This window comes from Roseibium album, from assembly GCF_001404515.1.
Lineage (GTDB): Bacteria > Pseudomonadota > Alphaproteobacteria > Rhizobiales > Stappiaceae > Roseibium > Roseibium album.
This window is the reverse complement of the sequence record NZ_CXWE01000004.1, coordinates 173937-189490: the sequence shown is the minus strand read 5'-3', so window position 1 is coordinate 189490 and position 15554 is coordinate 173937. Positions and strand designations below refer to the sequence as shown.

The window sequence follows — 15554 nt, the reverse complement described above, 5'->3', positions numbered from 1 at the left end:
ATCCGGCCGGGCATCCTTCACGGGCCTGCGGTTTGTCGGCAACCAGTTCTCTGTTTCCCTCTGCCTTGATCAATAACAGGATGTAGAAAAAGTGCTCAGCAGACGGTCGCACGGCCGATGTACGTAATCATATCGCTGGACTGGTTCAATTCTTTACTGCACTCCTGAGAGCCGCAGACAATGCGGTGATGGCGTCGCTCGGTCTGCCCTCACGCACTCTGGTGTGAAGAACAATCGGCAGGGAAGGCAGTTCCGGCAAGTCGAGTTTTGAACCGACCTCGACAGCTCCCAGTGGCAACATGCGTCTGGCCAGGGCTGCCACACCCAGTTCGGCCATGACGGCAGCGGATACTGCGGTAACACCACCACCGGAGAACACTTCCTTCCATGCAATACCTGCCTCATCGAGGAGTTTGCCGGCAATGATACGCACACCGCAGGGTTCCGGCATGGTTGCCACCGGCAACGGCTCATTGGCGTGATGCTGCCAGCCCTGTGCGGCGTACCAACCGAACTTCTCCTCCGCAAGAAACCTGCCGTCGCTTCGCCCGTCGTTCAGCCGTACGATCACCGTATCGAGTTCGTACCGGTCATAGCATTTCAACAACTCGCCGGATGATCCGATCCGGATCTCGATGAGAAGATGACGATCCTGCGCATTCATGCGGGAGATCAACAATGGCAATTCAGGACCTGCGACGTGATCGCTTATCCCGATTGTCAGGCGTTGGCGGGACCCGGTCAGGGCAGCCAGGGCGCTGTCGTGTTTCTTCAGCAGTTCGCGGGCATGCTCCAGAAACGTTGCGCCCTGTGCCGACAGGTGCACATATCTCGGTGTCCTTTCGATCAGCTTGCAACCAAGGCGTTCCTCCAGTCGTTTCAGTTTCAGGCTGACAGTCGACTGGGTTGCACTGGTTGCTTCTGCTGCGCGCGTGAAGCTGCCGAGCTCGGCAATTCGGACAAAGGTCCTGACTGCATCAAGATCGAGTGGGCGATCATTCATTTAGTTTCTCAATTTTTGATATCGTTTTTCATTGTATATCTTAATGTAAGCGATCTCTCTAGGGTGAAACCGACAATTCGGAAAGGATCCCAGAATGCCACTCGTCCATGTTTCACTCAGAACCGGAAAATCAGAAGCATACCGGCAAGCTATTTTCGATGGCGTCTACCGTGCGATGAACGAAGAATTCAACGTGCCTGAAGACGACCAGTTCATGACAATCACCGAGCACACAGCAGCCAATTTCCGCTACGGCGCGTCCTATCTCGATATTGCCCGAAGCGATGATCTTGTCTTCATCCAGATCACTGCGAACAACACGCGAACTTCCGAACAGAAAAAAGCGCTCTTTCGGCGTATCGCCGACTTGCTCGGCAACAATCCGGAAATCCGACGTGAGGATGTTTTTGTCAGCCTGGTGGAAGTCGACAAGGAGAACTGGTCACTCGGCAACGGTATTGCCCAATATGCATGACTTCACCCGTGCCAGGTCATCTGACGATGACCGGCTGCCCGGCTTACGAGGAAAAAGCGGCAGACCCGTCGATTTTTCCGGAGCATGAACAAGAGTTTTTCACAATCACTTGTCAGCATCGCGGTTGTTCAACCCGAAGGAGAATCCTGATGCGTGTGCTCACCGGTTTCAAAGGTCTGCTGCTTATTTCTTTTGTCGTGTTGGGGCTTTCCGCCCACAGCGCCTCAGCCACCTGTGCCCAGGACATCAGCAAGGTGGAATACGCAATCGATCATGCAAAGCGTACCGGAATAGACATCACGGTTGCGGAAAAGATGCGCGCTTTGCTGGAAGATGCCAACAAGGAACGTAAATCCGGCAACGAACAGAAATGCCAGGAACTGATCGATCAGGCAAAATACATCGGCAATGTCGAATGAACTGACGCGGCGAGGTCCCGATGGCGCTGAATAAGCAAATCGAATAGCGACCTGAAGCGAAAATATCGATAAAAATGTTGAAGCAAGATAAATATCGTCTATTCTGATCACAAAATCGGGAGGACACGATGTTTGACATGATAAAATCTGCAAGCCTTGCCTGTGGACTGCTTCTTTCGGCAACCTTTGCGCAGGCCGAAGAACTGCGTATTGGGACAGCGAGCCTGGGTGGAGCCTTCTATCCGATGGGCCAAAGTATCTCCAACCTGGTCAACAAATACGCGGGCGATGACATTTCGATGGTCCCCGTGGTGACCGGCGGTTCTGTTCAGAATCCCAGGCTCATTGACAGTGGTGAGGTCGAAATCGCCATCACCAACAACAATCTGGCTGTGTTGGCCTTGAACGGGAAGGGCCCTTACAAGAGCGGTGCGATTGACATGAGTGCAGTGGCTGCGCTTCACCCGAGTGTGCTGCACATGATCGTGTTGGAAGGATCCGACATCAAGACCATCGAGGACCTCAAGGGCAAACGGGTCGCGGTCGGGCCGGCTGGTGGCGGGACGCTTGGATTCATGAATTTCCTGCTGCCGCTGCACGACATGTCAATGGACGATATCGTGCCGAGTTTCCTTTCCTATTCGGACGGTTTCAGCCAGCTGAGCGACGGCAATGTCGATGCGGCCTTTGCCCTGTCAGGCTATCCAGCCGGGGCGGTCATGCAGGCTGCGGCCGGCAACAAGTTGAGGTTCATCGATTTTTCGGACGGTATTCTCGACAAGGCCTTGGAGAAGAACGGAGCCTTCAAGCCCGTTGAAATACCGGCCGATGTTTATGGAACGGCGGAACCGGGGACTGTTATCGGTGTCAACAACATGCTGATCGTACCCAATTCCCTGTCTGCGGATGTCGTTGAGAAGATCGTGACGGCGGTCTTCGACAATCTGGAGGAGTTCCAGGCCGAGAATGCCAATGCCAAGCAGATCGATCCTGCGAATTCGTTGAACCTTGCCATACCGCTCCACGAAGGTGCGGCACGTTACTTCAACAAGTAACCGGAAATCAGCGTGCAAAAATCGCCGCGGGCCCGCAAGAGCGGGCTCGTGAGCTATCATGAGGAAAGGAAAACCGCGTGCAGGAGCGGGAGCCCGGGACATCCCTTCTAGACAAGCGAACCGCGATTCTTGTCGCGGCGTTCTGCCTTGGTCTCTTTCATCTTGCAGCCGTCTCCGGCGTGATCTCGATTTCAACGATGCCATTGCGCCTGGTGCACGTCGCGATGGCATTCTCGCTGCTGTTCGCCCTGAAGCCGGCCTCGAAGCGTCTGGCGGGCACAAAGACAGATCTTGCTCTTACCGGGGTGTTGATCCTTGCCATTCTCGGAGCGAGCCTCTGGCTCATCTCGCGCTGGAAGTCGATTGCCTTCAGCGGCGGGTTGACGACGGATGGGGACTATTATGCCGGTCTTGTCATTCTCATCCTGGTCTTCGAAGCCGCGCGCCGAGGCATTGGGCTGATCCTTGCGATCATCACGCTGGTCTTCTTCTGCTATCCCTTCATCAGTCCCTATCTGCCGGGAATTCTGAATGGGCGCGGCTATAGCCTTGAACGAATGGTGCTCTTCCTGACCACTGATACGCAGGGGGTCTACGGCATCCCGATCGGCGTTGCCGCAACCTATATAATCGTTTTCACGATATTCGGCGCGATGTTGTCCCGGTTCGGAGCCGGTGACTTCTTCTTCGAGATTTCCATTCGCCTGACCCGGGGTTTACGCGCGGCGAGTGCAAAGTCCGCCGTATTGTTTTCAACGCTGATCGGCATGGTGTCCGGATCCGCAGCCGGCAATGTCGCGGTCACGGGCACGGTGACCATTCCCATCATGAAGCGCGAGGGCTATCAGCCTCATCAGGCGGGTGCTATCGAAGCCGTCGCGTCGACCGGCGGGCAGCTGATGCCACCGGTCATGGGTGCTGCGGCATTCATCATGGCCGAGATCGTCGGGGTTCCCTACACCACCGTCATGGCGGTTGCCATTCTGCCGGCGCTGTTGTTCTTCGGCTCTGCCTTTTTCGTTGTGCACCTGCAGGCGGTAAAGTCCGGCATTGAACCGAGGGCAGATGATCAGAGCGACGGGCGGCCGCTTTCCCGGGTGTTGATCCAGGGCGCTCCGTTCATCGGAGCGTTTGCCGTGTTGCTCGCACTGATGCTCTCAGGTTTTTCGCCTTTCAAGGCATCGCTGTGGGGCATGGCGGCGCTGATCGGACTGGACATTGTCAGGTCGCGGCGGATTGACCTGGACCTGATCAGGAAAATCGCGGGCAGCATTGCGGAAGGATCGCGCAATGTCATAACCATTTCGGCGGCCTGCGCGGCGGCAGGTGTCATTTCGGGAACGCTCGGGATTACCGGCCTCGGCTCCAAGATAGCGCTTCTGATTGACGTTGCCTCCAACGGTCAGCTCATCCTGGCACTTCTGTTCACAATGGTTGCGTCGATCATACTGGGGATGGGGCTTCCAACGACGGCGGCCTATCTGATCCTGGCAACGGTGGTTGCCCCGGCGCTGGTCAAATTCGGTGTTCCGATGCTGACGGCCCATTTCTTTGTCTTCTATTACGGCTGCATCTCGACCATTACGCCGCCGGTTGCGCTTGCGTCCTATGTTGCTGGCGGTATTGCCGGAGCCGACGTCAACAAGGTCGGCTGGACGGCAGCTTCCTATGCCACGACGAGTTTCGTCTTGCCCTTTGCCTTTGTCTTCGGACCAGGTCTCCTGATGCAGGGCGATGTTTTCGGCAATCTTCTTGCCGTGATCACCGGTTTTGCCGGTGTCGGAGCTGTTGCTGCCGGTGTGGTCGGTTGTCTCTTTTCGCCGCTTTCGGCGGCAAACCGTGCTGTCGCACTGGGCGCCGGGTTGTGTCTGCTTGCGCAGTTCTGGCCCACCGCACTTGTCGGCGCGGTATTGCTCGGCTGGCTTTTTATCCAGCAGCGGGCTGCCCGGCAAGTTTCCCTGAAATCCTGAAGCAAACGGAATGACCATGGCGAGAGAATTCAGACGCGTTGTCACCGGGCACGACGAAAACGGTGTGGCGATTGTCGAGAGCGACGGTATCGCGACGCACCGCTTGCAGCGAGAGAACAGGCCGGGTGTGACGCTGACCAATTTCTGGTTGTCGGACGGAACACCGGCCGAATATGACGCGGCTACGGAAACCTGCGACGGGCCCTTCACTTTGCATCCACCGGAAAACGGCAGCGTTTTCCGGGTGGTCGAGTTCATGCCGGAGGACCCTGAGGTGATGAAAATGCTCGACGGCAAGGCCGCCTTTGCCGAAATGGGCGCGGGCGACAATATCGTGGAAGATGCGCGTCATCCCTGGATGCACAGGACTGACAGCGTCGATTATGCGGTTGTCCTGACCGGCGAGATCTACATGCTGATGGATGAAGACGATGTTCTGCTCAAGGCGGGCGATGTCGTCATCCAGCGCGGAACAAACCATGCCTGGGCCAACAGGGGCACAGAGCCATGTTCCATTGCCTTCGTGCTCGTGGACGGGGTCACCCGTCGCGGCGCTGCAAAAGAGAATCAAAAGGGTGTTCCGCACCGCTAAAGGCTTTGACGGAAGAAGGAATTTGAAATGCGCGTACTTGGCCTAATCCCGGCATGCCTTGCGATTGCCGCCTCAAGTCCGGCGCTGGCGGAAGCCCCGGACCTCAAAACGCCTGCTCCGGTGATTTATCTCGCCGACAATCTGGACGAGGCCGACCGTCTCGGCTGGTGCATCGATACGCAAGGACGGGGCTTTGGCGAAAATCTTCACGCCCATTCCTGCAAGCCGCAGGGCGGCGATGTCCAGTTTTCCTTTGACGAGACAACGGGCCAGATCAAATCCGTTGCCTTCGCCGGCAAGTGCATGGAACTGATCGCCCCGGGCGAGAAAATCGCATTTGGACTGAGGGATTGTTCGGACGCGAAAACTCAGGTTTTTGCCTTTGAGCTTGCGAATGGACGCATCGCCCCGGCGAACCAGCCTGACGCCTGTGTCGCGGTTGGCGAATCAAGTCGCAGTGCGGGGCCGTTCATGTCACGTGACCTGGTTCTCATGGCCTGCGCTTCGGCGAACCGGGCACTGATCACCTGGCGCGAGAAGCGGTGAGGGGACGTGCCGGGAACTGTCTTTCAAGCGAGATCCAATTTGCCAGCCAAGAGCCGCAAGTGGCGTCATCACAATCGCCAGCCAACTCTCTGATTGGTGCTGAAGTTGCCCCGAAGGCTCCAACCCGGTCAGTCGACCTTCGCCGTGAGGAGCTTGTAGCCTGCGATTGAAAAAAGGCTGCCCAGAATTCCTTGAACCGGGCGGCGTGCTCTTGCATAGATCGAGACCATTTTCTGTGTCGAGAATGCAAGCGTATAGAGGACGTGAACCCCGAGAGAGAGCGATGTCGTTCCGACGATGATGGCGCTAGACACCCACACAGGTGAATTTGCATCCAGACCCAGTGAAACGATGGCAATCCAGCCAAGCGCGGCCTTTGGATTTGTCAGGTTCAACAAGTATCCCTTGCGAAAGTTGCCGGCAAAAGACCGTTTGGCGCGAGACACGGCAGGATCATCCATGTCCATGCTGGACCATGAAGACCTGAACGCCTTGTATGCGAGATAGAACAGATAGCAGCCGCCGGCGATCTTGATGAAAATCAGCAGTTGGCCATAGCTCGCAATGACTGCCGAGAGACCAAGAACGCTGGCCGTGGACCAGGTGAGTGTGCCGGCGGCTACTCCGAGGCTGACTGCCAGACCCGGGCGCCGGCCGGCGGACATCGATGTCCCCATCACCGCGAGGACATTCGGTCCGGGTGTCGCGTTTTGAAGCAGGAAGACACCGTAGATCAAAAGCACGCCCGGCAGATGATTGAAGAGCTCGGTCATTGAGTGTTCGCTTTTCAAAAGAGGGTTGCATTCTGGCAGCAACATTCGGTCATCGCTGCTCGTGCTGGCAAGTGGTCGTTTGCAGAAACATGAAACTGCAACGATCATTGTATCAAATGGCAGCAGGCGGCACTGATACCGGGACGTCAGTGGTCGGCGAGCTGATCACGCAAGCCGGCCGTGCGAGGGAAACTTTGCTTTGTGGAAGGCTGTATTGATTGCATATGCCGGTCACATTAACGTTCATGCGGTGAGATTGCCAATTCACTGCTGCAGGACCATTCGATGATACCCGATCCAGTTACGGCCTACCAAATTGCCCAGGACCACTGCGCTGCCTGGACCAACCAGTCTCCCGAAATGGTTGCTGGCCGTTACGCTGAACAAACGACCATGAGCATGAATGGCGGCGATCCAATGACGAGCCGATCCCAGATTGCCGACATGGCGGCGGGATTCATGGCCGACTTTCCAGATCTCGTTCTTGCACTTGATACGGTTCTCGTTGCGGATCGCCACATGATTTATGCCTGGACCTTCGAAGGTCGCCACAAGGGAAGTGGAAACAAAGTCCGTTTCTCCGGATGGGAAGAATGGGATCTCGATGACGATCTCAAGGTGACGAAATCGCTTGGTTGGTATGATGCGGAAGACTACGATCGGCAGGTTGCGGGAACCTGACGGCTGCACGGTCCCGTTCGGTCCACGCCATTTGCGTTGCGGCAGTACGGGGAGAGGTCTTCGGAGGATTTCATCCCTGCCAGATTGGCGCACGGCGCGTTTCCCTGGCCTTTTCGAACAGCATCGTCAAAATATTCACAAGCTGGTATCGGCAGCAGGACTAGAACCGCGACTTCGAGATTGTGAATGTCATTACCTTCCAATAAAATCAAAAAGTTATTCGTGGTGGTCGTCTCTAAGTGAGCAAAACTCACAGGAAATCAGACTGTATTAACCTGACTTGGTATTGTGCAGATGTGCGGTGTTTGTTTCTTGTAACAAGAGGCATATTATCCCCATCCGCCACCGCCACCGTTACCAGGAGTGTTGTCGGGATCCAGGAGTTTATGGATTTCTTCCGGGGGAAGAGTGACCTCAAAACCAAGTCCCTTGCCATATGACAAGAGTAGAAGAGTGCCTGTTCCCTTCTTTTCAAACGAAACCACTTTATCGGCGGCAATGTAAATCTGTTCGTTGCTGTCTTGTTTTGCCAGCTTCAGAATTTTCATGTCTAAACGCACTCCTTGTCGAGGAATGCGCAGTTTACTCGCCTTCAAGTTGTTATTTCAAGTGTTGTAAAACTACTGAGGCCGCACGCTCTAGGAAAATATTGCTGACAGCGATCTAGGGTCTGTTGGCCAGGCCTGCGATCCCGTTCACGAGCCAGTCACCTCCATAGAAACGCAAGGCGCAGCCAGCGACAAGGAACAGAAATTCCGTCAGCATCAGTCAGGTGCTCCGAATTCCAGGCTGTCGGGCAGATAGTTGAAGAGTTCCAGTCGCGGAAGCTTGCCATTTCCCATTCGCAATGCACTCAGGCTGGCCGGAGCGACCGGTATCACGCAGGCAGGAGCAAGACCGAGGTAGCGTTGCAAGATCGCGCGAATGACGCCGCCATGGCAAACAACGAGCAGGTTCTGGCAGGAATTTCGCAGCTCATCCTCTATGACAGCGCAAACACGGTCTGCGAAGGGGGCCCAGTCCTCGCCTCCAGGCGGCACGAACGTGCCCGCCCGCCATCCAAGATAGGCAGCTTCGTCCTCGGCTCGAATGTCATCGATCGGGCGTCCGGTCCAGTCGCCGACGTCAATTTCCCGCAGATCTTCTGTAAACCTGGGTTTTTCCGCCCCAATTCGCTGAGCCGTCTCACTGACACGCCTGAGATCCGAGGACACCGCCCGGCAATGGCCAATGCCTGTGATGACACTCCGCAGCGCATCGGCTTGCGATCTTCCGCGCTCGGACAACCCGATATCGGCCTGTCCCTGAAGACGCCTGGAGGCGTTCCACTCTGATTGTCCGTGTCGAACGAGCAGCAAGCGCATCAGCCAAGCCTCTCGCCAGTGCGGCTAAACCAGCAATCCGGTTCAGGCGGCAGTGAAAACTGGACAGTGTCGCCAATTCGGACAGGCGGCGTACTGTCAACAATGGCGGTCAGGCGCAGACCGTCGCGCAGCCCCGTGACCATGGTGCGCCCGGCAATGGCGCTGGTTTCGACCAGTTCCATCGGCAATGTCATGGCGCTTTCTGTTTCGCTTACGGATATCTTTTCAGCCCGGTACATGGCCAGGCAATCGTCCGAGGGCGGTGACAGCTGCATGGCCCGCCCACCGACCTTGTAGCCGCTGCCATTCTTGACGACAGGGATCATGTTGTTGGGAGGTGTGCCAACAAAGGTCGCGACAAACGCAGTTTCTGGAGCGTTGATCAAATCGGCTGGTGTTCCGAACTGTTGCACCTTGCCGTGGTTCATGACCGCCACATGGGTGGCCATCGTCATGGCCTCAATCTGATCATGGGTAACATAGACAGTTGTTGCTCCGGTTGCGCGATGCAGACGCATCAGTTCCGTGCGCATTTCGACCCTAAGCTTGGCATCGAGATTTGAAAGAGGTTCGTCAAACAATAAAACAGACGGTTTGGGAGCAATTGTGCGCGCAATGGCGACCCGCTGTTGCTGACCGCCCGAAATCTCGTTTGGATACCTGTCGGCCAGTTGACTGATCTCAAGCAAGTTCAGAACTTCGTTGATCCGGGCAGCGCGCTCGATCTTCGGCATCTTCATGACCTTCAGCGGCCACTCAACATTGCCGCGCACGGACATGTGCGGCCAAAGCGCATATGACTGGAAAACCAGTCCCGAGTTGCGTTTCGCCGGATCAACGGCCCAGCTCCGGTCGCCGTCCGACACGGTCTCGCCGTCGAACACAATTTGCCCCTCGGACGGCAATTCCAGTCCCGCCAACATTCGAAGCAAGGTTGTTTTGCCGCAACCGGATGGTCCCAGCAAAACAAGGAAAGCGCCATCGGGGACATTGAGAGATACATTTCCAACAGCCTCGAAAGCACCGAAGCGTTTGCACAGGTTGCAAATTTCCAGCATGGATTACCTTCAGTTTTTCAGCCAGGGCTGCGATTTGGCCTGTAGCCAGTTTGCGATCAGCGAGGCTGCGATAGAGATGAACAGGATGACGACAGTGATCGCGTTGGCAAATTGTCCGAACCCTTCAGACGCATAGCGATAGGCCAGAACGGACAACACCGGCATCGTTGGCGTGAAGAGCAGAACGACCAGCGACAGGTCACGGATAATTTTCACGAAGATCAGAATGCCACCTGCCGTCAGGCCGCGTATCGCGAGCGGTACAGTGATGGCAGACAACCTGCGGGCAAAGCTTGCGCCGGTAAGGCGAGCGCTTTCTTCCAGTTCGCCGCCAACTTGCTGGATGACGGCTCGCCCTGTCTGCACAGAAAATGGCAGCAGATACGCAGTCCCTGCGATGACGAGCAGCGCGAAAGTTCCATAGAGCGCCGGAAACGGCCCGATGGGGGCACCCAGATAGGCGATATATGCAGCACCAAATGCGATCCCGGGCACCAGCAGCGGAAGAAAGCTGACTTGTGTGATGACAGCCGACATCCAGCCTTTGCGAAACCGCGCCGTGGTGTAGGACGTCAAGAGCCCCACCAACATGCCCGCAAGTGCCACGGCCAGCCCAAGGGCCAAGGTGACGGATAGCGCACGCACGATATCTTCGTTGTGAACAATGCCGGGAATGCCCTGTGCGATTGACTGACTGCTGAGACCGACCCAGTAGTGCAGCGTCCAGTTCGAAAACAGATTTGCGGACGATGGCGCGAAGCTTGAAGCGGACAAAATGACGACCGGCAGAACGGTGGAGCTGACCAGAGCCACCATTGCCAATGCGCAGAGCGGCCAACGCGCACCACGCAGGTCCAAACGTTTTGCGCGGCCTCCCTTGCCGGTAATTGTAGCGTAGGACCTGCGCCCCGACACAATCCGGTTCCCTGCCCAGAGGAAGGCTCCGGAAATGAGCACGAGCAGAATGCCGATGACATAACCACGTCCAACCTGGCCGACCTCGATCATGCCGAACAGGCGTGTCGACAGGGTTTGCATTCGAACAGGCAAACCAAGCAGCGCCGGGGTCGCGAAGTTCGAAACCGCACCGGCGAAGCAAAGCGACCCGGCAGCGACCAGGGCAGGTGTCGTGACCGGCAGAATAATGCCCATCAGGATCCGGCCTCCTTTGGCACCTGCAATCTGTGCGGCTTCGACAAGGTCGGAGTTCACGGTGGCAAGTGCTGCGGCGATGATCGTGAACGCAAGGCTGAAATAGTGAAGCGTCAAAACGATCAGTGTCGGCGTTATGCCCCAAGCCAACCAGTCCGGAATATCGAGGCCCATGCCCTGGAGCCAGCCAACCTGACCTCCTACCCGGTCATTGCGGAAGAGCGCCCCCCAGGCCAGAGCCGCCGCGAAGGACGGAATCATGAACGGCAGCGTGGCCATGACGCCGATCGTCTTGCGGAACGGCACGTTGGTCATGACGACGAGCCAGGCAAGAAAACCGCCGAGAAATACACACCCCGTTGCCACCACAACGCCGATCAGAAGCGTGTTGCCGAGTGGTTTGTAGAACAGGTTGGTCGACAGGCGTCCCGTCAGTACGTCCGACCACGCCTTGATGGTGTCAGGCTGCAATGTGAACAGGACTGTTCTGAGAAGCGGCAAAACGATCAGTGCGATCAGCAGTGCCAGCACGACCGTTTTCAGCACCGATCCGTGCTTGAAAAGCACACGTCTTCCTTGCCTGTTCATGGTGACATCCACCATCAACGTCATCCTTGTTGGTCTTTTCAGGGTAGACAGGAAACAGGCGTATGGCCACGCCTGCTCCTGGTGGGAGTTTTACTGCAGTGTCAGGATCAGGTCTCCGATCTCGGATCTGATCTTGGCGGTCTCATGCGGCGCAATCCGCCAAGCAGTGAAATCGTTCAGTGATACGGCGTCGGGGTGAGGCGGTATATCAGTGCGGGTCACATAATCGCCGGCAACATAAAACGGTGCGAGGCCTGCGCCACCGGTTTCACTTTCATCTCCCATCAGGAAGTCGATCACGAGCCGAGCTGCAGCAGGGTTGTTAGGCTCTGCGGCCAGAGCAAGCACTGCCGGAAAGATGATACCCGGTGCAGGCTTGACGCTGTTGGCCACCTGAAGGGCCCAGCCTTCTTCCTCGTTGTCCCGGCGGTCGGAATAGCTGGTAAAACCAACAGGCGGGCTTTCCTGACCCTTTGCGCCCACGGCGACATTCACATCATCGGTGGAGCCGACAAGGATCACATCATTTGCAAACAGATCCATGATGAATTTTTCACCGGCATTGGCAGCATCTCCCAGCTCGATTGCTTTTCCGAACTGGTCTTCATAGGCAGCGGCCATAGCGTCGGAACGCAAAACGATTTCTGTCATCAGATCGAGGTAGTCGCCTCTTTGCAAGGGATCGACCATGACCACACGACCGCGCCAGTCACCGGTTGTCAGTTGCCACAGGTTTGTGACCGGTGCACCGTCCGGATTGGCTTCTTCGTTGTACATCAGCACTTTGGTTGACAAACGTTGCGCCAACAACGGCGATTGATATTCCGAGGGAACACGGTCGGCTATGCGTGGCGGCACGAAAGGCGCGATGATGCCGGTCTCAAGAAGCTCCGTCAGCACGACAGGTGTATCCGAGATGTAGACAACGTCGGCGTTGGTGACACCGGCCTGCGATTCCGCCTGGAGACGTGCGATCTGTTCCGTTGATGAAATGTCGAAACCTTGCAGGTCGATATCTGGATAGGCCTCTTCAAACGCGGCCTCTACCTTACCTATCCGGCTGGTGAAGGAATAGACGGTCACCTTGCCTTCAGCTTGGGCAAGTGGAAGCAATTCCTCAGGTCCCATTTCGTTCAGATGCCCGTCAGCCAAGGCGGCCGAAGACAAAAACATTCCGATCACGCCGAGGCGTGTTGCTTCGAGAACATTCATGTGTTCCTCCCTAAGGGTTTCTTTTGTTATTCAAAACGCTCGATCAGCTGCCCCAGTCGATCGAGTTTTTTCAGCGACTCCTCTTTCGCTGTCAGTCCGGCCGCGATGACGATGGCGTTGCAGATTGTCATCGGTACGGTCAGGGTCTGGAAGGCATCCTGATCACCTGATCGTGGTGCGGCCAAAAGGCGGTCGGGGCGCGGCGTCAGCAATGCGCCCGACTTGCCGGCAATCATGACGGTTCTTGCACCCACTTCTTTTGCGGTTTCCATCAATGCAGCATACCCGCGAGGCGGGCGACGAAAGGCAAAGCTCAAAACAGCGTCGTCTGAATCGAGACCCAGCATCTGTTCAGCCAGGCCGCGCGGGTCTGTGCCGAGCTGGTGGGTATCTTTGCCGAAGCGGCGGAACCGTTTGACCATCAGGAGCGCGAGCACTTCCGCATTGCCATACCCGTAGACAAAGATCCGTCTCGCTCTCATCAAAATCTGTGCTGCCTCCGAGATCTGCTCCGGCGTAATGAATTCTTCGATCCGTCCGAGCGCCTGCGTTTCTTCCCTGGCCAATTCGCCAAGGATCGTATCGGATGTGCTTTCCGCGATGGTTTTTTCAAACCTGGTAGCGGTTTCGCGCGTCGCGATGAATTCGTCGCGCAATGCGTCCCGGAAGGCGGCGTAACTTACAAACCCCAGTTTTTTGGCAAGTCGTGATGCCGTAGCTTCGTGAACGCCTGCAGCCCGAGCCAGCTCACCGGCGGTGCCGAGCGCTGCGGATGTCGGGCTGTCGATCACGTTCTCAACCAGCCTGCGCTCACCGGGAGTGAGTGTGGTTGCCTGGTCTGAAATTTTCTCAAGGAGCGACATGATCATCCTTCATCGTTGTGCAAGTAAATTTGCATGATTCAAATACAATTGCAATTTTTCTTGCAAATTAATTCATCTGCCCGTTACCGAAGGTCTGGACGTCCGGCATCTCTTGATTGCCGATGCACCGTGGGTTGCTCTATCTGGTCGCGATCATCGGCTGGTTCATTTGCCAGGTGTTGGCATGGCGCATCTCGAACACTCTGGAAGCCGATTTCTGCGTGGAGGTGATGAATGAAGCGCCCCAAAAAATCGGCACGCCAGACATCATGAATATGAATCAGGGGTCGCAGTTCACCTCGTTTGCATGGACGGACCGGTAGCAGAGGGTGGGCGTTCGCATCTCGCCTCTCGTGCAAGCAAACTTGCACTGCCAGGTTTTAAATGGATGGCAAGGGACGATTTTTCGACAATATCTTTGTCGAATGGCAGTGGCGTATCCTGAAATTGGAGTGCGCCTATCTGTAAACCGGCGAATCTGGCTCCCAGGCCAACGCCCGTGTTAGAAAGTGGGTGGATTTTAAACCGAAATTGCCTGCACTCAACCTTTCGCGGCAAACCGGCTGCCTTGGTCCAAGGGCAGGCAATCGACACAAACCAACCCGATCAGAAGGTGCAGAGAAAAGCTTAACCTAGGCCGGAAACTGACCAATGATCGGGGAGTAAATCAGTCGTCTGCATGCCAACTTGTGCCGGCGTTCGAGTCAGTGTCTCATTTTGGCAGCAGGAATCGATGGTTGAGTACAATTCTTTTCGACTACGTGGTCTCACCAAAGAGAATTTCTGTGTCCAACTTTTCGATGAGCTTTTCGGCCGGGGTATCCAGCGGGGTCGAGATCCATTCAGCCGCTGAGACTCCGATCTCATAGCGCGGCGTTTGAGTTGTTGTGATTTTCATTGGCAAAGCCGACAGGAAACCGAGTCCGTTGAAGCCGGCGATTGCAACTTGACCGGGGACATCGACACCATGCGACAGGCAATGCATTAGTCCGCCGGCGGCAAGATCGTCGTTGGCGTAGTATATGGCGTCGGGTCGATCGGGATGTGCGAGCACCTCCATGGTCAATTGCCTGCCTGCGACCATGGAAGAGGGCTCGTTTGACATACGTTGCGCGATCAGTTGTCCGCCCGCGTCACGTACCCGGGAAGCAAATGCCTCGAACCGCTTCGTCGCACGTAGGTCGTGTCCGCCCTGGCTGGCGATGTACCCGAAGGTTCTGTAACCGCGCTCAAGCAGGTGTGTTGCCATTTCTCGGCCAGCATCGACGTGCGAGACGCCAAAGCTTGCGGTCATGGGCTCGCCGTCGACGTCCATGATTTCCGCAACCCGGACACCTGTCTGCTCGACAATGCGCCGAACGGATTCGTTGTGTTCCAGTCCGGGTAAAATCAGTCCGCGCGGGCGCCAGGACAGGAGGTCGAACACGAGTTCTTCTTCGGCTGACTGGGAATATTCCGAAACGCCGAAGACCGGGCGCAGGCCGGCCGTGTTGAGGGTTTCGTTTATTCCAGAAAGGACTTCCGTGAACACCCGGTTCTGCAGCGTCGGCAGCACAACACCGACAAGCGGATTGTCGTAGGAGGAGATTCCTCCGGCAAGGCGATTGTGCACGTAACCGATTTCACGCGCAGCATTGTTCACCTGTTCGCGCACTGTCCGCGAAATGTAGCCGGCACCCCGCATGACCCGTGACACAGTCATCTGACTGACACCTGCAACACGGGCGACATCGTGCATCGTTGGCTGGTTCTTGTTGGCTTTGCTGTTCCGTCTGGTCGACATCGAAAGTCTTGGAATTCAAC

General features: G+C 56.3%; 17 protein-coding genes. 8 read left to right on the top strand and 9 right to left on the bottom strand.

Features of this window, described 5'->3' with window-relative positions; all coding sequences use genetic code 11:
• Positions 1 to 145 precede the first annotated feature (145 nt).
• Positions 146 to 1003, bottom strand: coding sequence for a LysR family transcriptional regulator (locus LA5095_RS14145; RefSeq protein ID WP_055116011.1), 858 nt, complete (start codon positions 1001 to 1003; stop codon positions 146 to 148).
• Between the two features lie 94 nt (positions 1004 to 1097).
• Here LA5095_RS14145 and LA5095_RS14140 point away from each other — a divergent pair, with 94 nt between their 5' ends.
• The 6 genes from LA5095_RS14140 to LA5095_RS14115 all read left to right on the top strand — a co-directional run bounded on the left by LA5095_RS14140 (position 1098) and on the right by LA5095_RS14115 (position 6060).
• On the top strand, positions 1098 to 1478 hold the full coding sequence (locus LA5095_RS14140; protein ID WP_055116009.1) for a tautomerase family protein: 381 nt from the start codon (positions 1098 to 1100) through the stop codon (positions 1476 to 1478).
• 149 nt (positions 1479 to 1627) lie between these two features.
• Positions 1628 to 1897: a hypothetical protein gene (locus tag LA5095_RS32405; protein ID WP_144435991.1), complete on the top strand. Its 270-nt coding sequence runs from the start codon at positions 1628 to 1630 to the stop codon at positions 1895 to 1897.
• 128 nt (positions 1898 to 2025) lie between these two features.
• Positions 2026 to 2952, top strand: coding sequence for a TAXI family TRAP transporter solute-binding subunit (locus tag LA5095_RS14130; RefSeq protein WP_055116006.1), 927 nt, complete (start codon positions 2026 to 2028; stop codon positions 2950 to 2952).
• Between the two features lie 77 nt (positions 2953 to 3029).
• Positions 3030 to 4922 (top strand): TRAP transporter permease, encoded by a 1893-nt coding sequence (locus LA5095_RS14125; protein ID WP_055116004.1) that lies wholly within the window; start codon positions 3030 to 3032, stop codon positions 4920 to 4922.
• Positions 4923 to 4932: 10 nt separating this feature from the next.
• Positions 4933 to 5514, top strand: a complete 582-nt coding sequence (locus tag LA5095_RS14120) for a cupin domain-containing protein (protein WP_063832825.1) — start codon at positions 4933 to 4935, stop codon at positions 5512 to 5514.
• A gap of 27 nt (positions 5515 to 5541) precedes the next feature.
• Positions 5542 to 6060 (top strand): ricin-type beta-trefoil lectin domain protein, encoded by a 519-nt coding sequence (locus tag LA5095_RS14115; protein WP_055116001.1) that lies wholly within the window; start codon positions 5542 to 5544, stop codon positions 6058 to 6060.
• 128 nt (positions 6061 to 6188) lie between these two features.
• Here the strand turns inward: LA5095_RS14115 and LA5095_RS14110 are convergent, their stop codons facing one another.
• Complete coding sequence (locus LA5095_RS14110; protein WP_055116837.1) at positions 6189 to 6833, bottom strand: LysE family translocator; 645 nt, start codon at positions 6831 to 6833, stop codon at positions 6189 to 6191.
• Between the two features lie 285 nt (positions 6834 to 7118).
• Here LA5095_RS14110 and LA5095_RS14105 point away from each other — a divergent pair, with 285 nt between their 5' ends.
• Positions 7119 to 7514: a nuclear transport factor 2 family protein gene (locus LA5095_RS14105; RefSeq protein ID WP_055115999.1), complete on the top strand. Its 396-nt coding sequence runs from the start codon at positions 7119 to 7121 to the stop codon at positions 7512 to 7514.
• Positions 7515 to 7843: 329 nt separating this feature from the next.
• Here LA5095_RS14105 and LA5095_RS14100 read toward each other — a convergent pair whose 3' ends face one another.
• The 6 genes from LA5095_RS14100 to LA5095_RS14075 form a co-directional block, all read right to left on the bottom strand.
• Positions 7844 to 8062: a hypothetical protein gene (locus LA5095_RS14100; RefSeq protein ID WP_055115997.1), complete on the bottom strand. Its 219-nt coding sequence runs from the start codon at positions 8060 to 8062 to the stop codon at positions 7844 to 7846.
• A gap of 216 nt (positions 8063 to 8278) precedes the next feature.
• Positions 8279 to 8878 carry a histidine phosphatase family protein gene (locus LA5095_RS14095; protein WP_196876669.1) on the bottom strand — a complete coding sequence of 200 codons (600 nt, stop codon included), beginning with the start codon at positions 8876 to 8878 and terminating at the stop codon, positions 8279 to 8281.
• Complete coding sequence (locus LA5095_RS14090; protein WP_055115992.1) at positions 8878 to 9936, bottom strand: ABC transporter ATP-binding protein; 1059 nt, start codon at positions 9934 to 9936, stop codon at positions 8878 to 8880. The genes LA5095_RS14095 and LA5095_RS14090 overlap by 1 nt, the downstream gene beginning before the upstream one ends.
• 9 nt (positions 9937 to 9945) lie before the next feature.
• Positions 9946 to 11676 (bottom strand): ABC transporter permease, encoded by a 1731-nt coding sequence (locus LA5095_RS14085; RefSeq protein ID WP_235808756.1) that lies wholly within the window; start codon positions 11674 to 11676, stop codon positions 9946 to 9948.
• A gap of 90 nt (positions 11677 to 11766) precedes the next feature.
• Positions 11767 to 12849, bottom strand: a complete 1083-nt coding sequence (locus LA5095_RS14080) for an ABC transporter substrate-binding protein (protein ID WP_408008777.1) — start codon at positions 12847 to 12849, stop codon at positions 11767 to 11769.
• Between the two features lie 65 nt (positions 12850 to 12914).
• A complete protein-coding gene (locus LA5095_RS14075) occupies positions 12915 to 13751 on the bottom strand; it encodes a MurR/RpiR family transcriptional regulator (protein WP_055116833.1) in 837 nt (278 codons plus the stop codon).
• Between the two features lie 134 nt (positions 13752 to 13885).
• On the opposite strand from LA5095_RS14075, the gene LA5095_RS14070 reads away from it, so the two are divergent.
• Positions 13886 to 14074 carry a hypothetical protein gene (locus tag LA5095_RS14070; RefSeq protein ID WP_144435990.1) on the top strand — a complete coding sequence of 63 codons (189 nt, stop codon included), beginning with the start codon at positions 13886 to 13888 and terminating at the stop codon, positions 14072 to 14074.
• Between the two features lie 434 nt (positions 14075 to 14508).
• Here the strand turns inward: LA5095_RS14070 and LA5095_RS14065 are convergent, their stop codons facing one another.
• Positions 14509 to 15534: a LacI family DNA-binding transcriptional regulator gene (locus tag LA5095_RS14065; protein ID WP_055115985.1), complete on the bottom strand. Its 1026-nt coding sequence runs from the start codon at positions 15532 to 15534 to the stop codon at positions 14509 to 14511.
• Between the last annotated feature and the right edge of the window lie 20 nt (positions 15535 to 15554).

What these genes read in the sequence shown, in the direction of transcription:
- LA5095_RS14110 (WP_055116837.1), bottom strand. Translation starts at nt 6,833, where the DNA reads ATGACCGAGCTCTTCAATCATCTGCCGGGCGTGCTTTTGATCTACGGT.
- LA5095_RS14095 (WP_196876669.1), bottom strand. Translation starts at nt 8,878, where the DNA reads ATGCGCTTGCTGCTCGTTCGACACGGACAATCAGAGTGGAACGCCTCC.
- LA5095_RS14115 (WP_055116001.1), top strand. Translation starts at nt 5,542, where the DNA reads ATGCGCGTACTTGGCCTAATCCCGGCATGCCTTGCGATTGCCGCCTCA.
- LA5095_RS14100 (WP_055115997.1), bottom strand. Translation starts at nt 8,062, where the DNA reads ATGAAAATTCTGAAGCTGGCAAAACAAGACAGCAACGAACAGATTTAC.
- LA5095_RS14120 (WP_063832825.1), top strand. Translation starts at nt 4,933, where the DNA reads ATGACCATGGCGAGAGAATTCAGACGCGTTGTCACCGGGCACGACGAA.
- LA5095_RS14065 (WP_055115985.1), bottom strand. Translation starts at nt 15,534, where the DNA reads ATGTCGACCAGACGGAACAGCAAAGCCAACAAGAACCAGCCAACGATG.
- LA5095_RS14090 (WP_055115992.1), bottom strand. Translation starts at nt 9,936, where the DNA reads ATGCTGGAAATTTGCAACCTGTGCAAACGCTTCGGTGCTTTCGAGGCT.
- LA5095_RS14085 (WP_235808756.1), bottom strand. Translation starts at nt 11,676, where the DNA reads ATGAACAGGCAAGGAAGACGTGTGCTTTTCAAGCACGGATCGGTGCTG.
- LA5095_RS32405 (WP_144435991.1), top strand. Translation starts at nt 1,628, where the DNA reads ATGCGTGTGCTCACCGGTTTCAAAGGTCTGCTGCTTATTTCTTTTGTC.
- LA5095_RS14075 (WP_055116833.1), bottom strand. Translation starts at nt 13,751, where the DNA reads ATGTCGCTCCTTGAGAAAATTTCAGACCAGGCAACCACACTCACTCCC.
- LA5095_RS14130 (WP_055116006.1), top strand. Translation starts at nt 2,026, where the DNA reads ATGTTTGACATGATAAAATCTGCAAGCCTTGCCTGTGGACTGCTTCTT.
- LA5095_RS14105 (WP_055115999.1), top strand. Translation starts at nt 7,119, where the DNA reads ATGATACCCGATCCAGTTACGGCCTACCAAATTGCCCAGGACCACTGC.
- LA5095_RS14145 (WP_055116011.1), bottom strand. Translation starts at nt 1,003, where the DNA reads ATGAATGATCGCCCACTCGATCTTGATGCAGTCAGGACCTTTGTCCGA.
- LA5095_RS14080 (WP_408008777.1), bottom strand. Translation starts at nt 12,849, where the DNA reads ATGTTTTTGTCTTCGGCCGCCTTGGCTGACGGGCATCTGAACGAAATG.
- LA5095_RS14140 (WP_055116009.1), top strand. Translation starts at nt 1,098, where the DNA reads ATGCCACTCGTCCATGTTTCACTCAGAACCGGAAAATCAGAAGCATAC.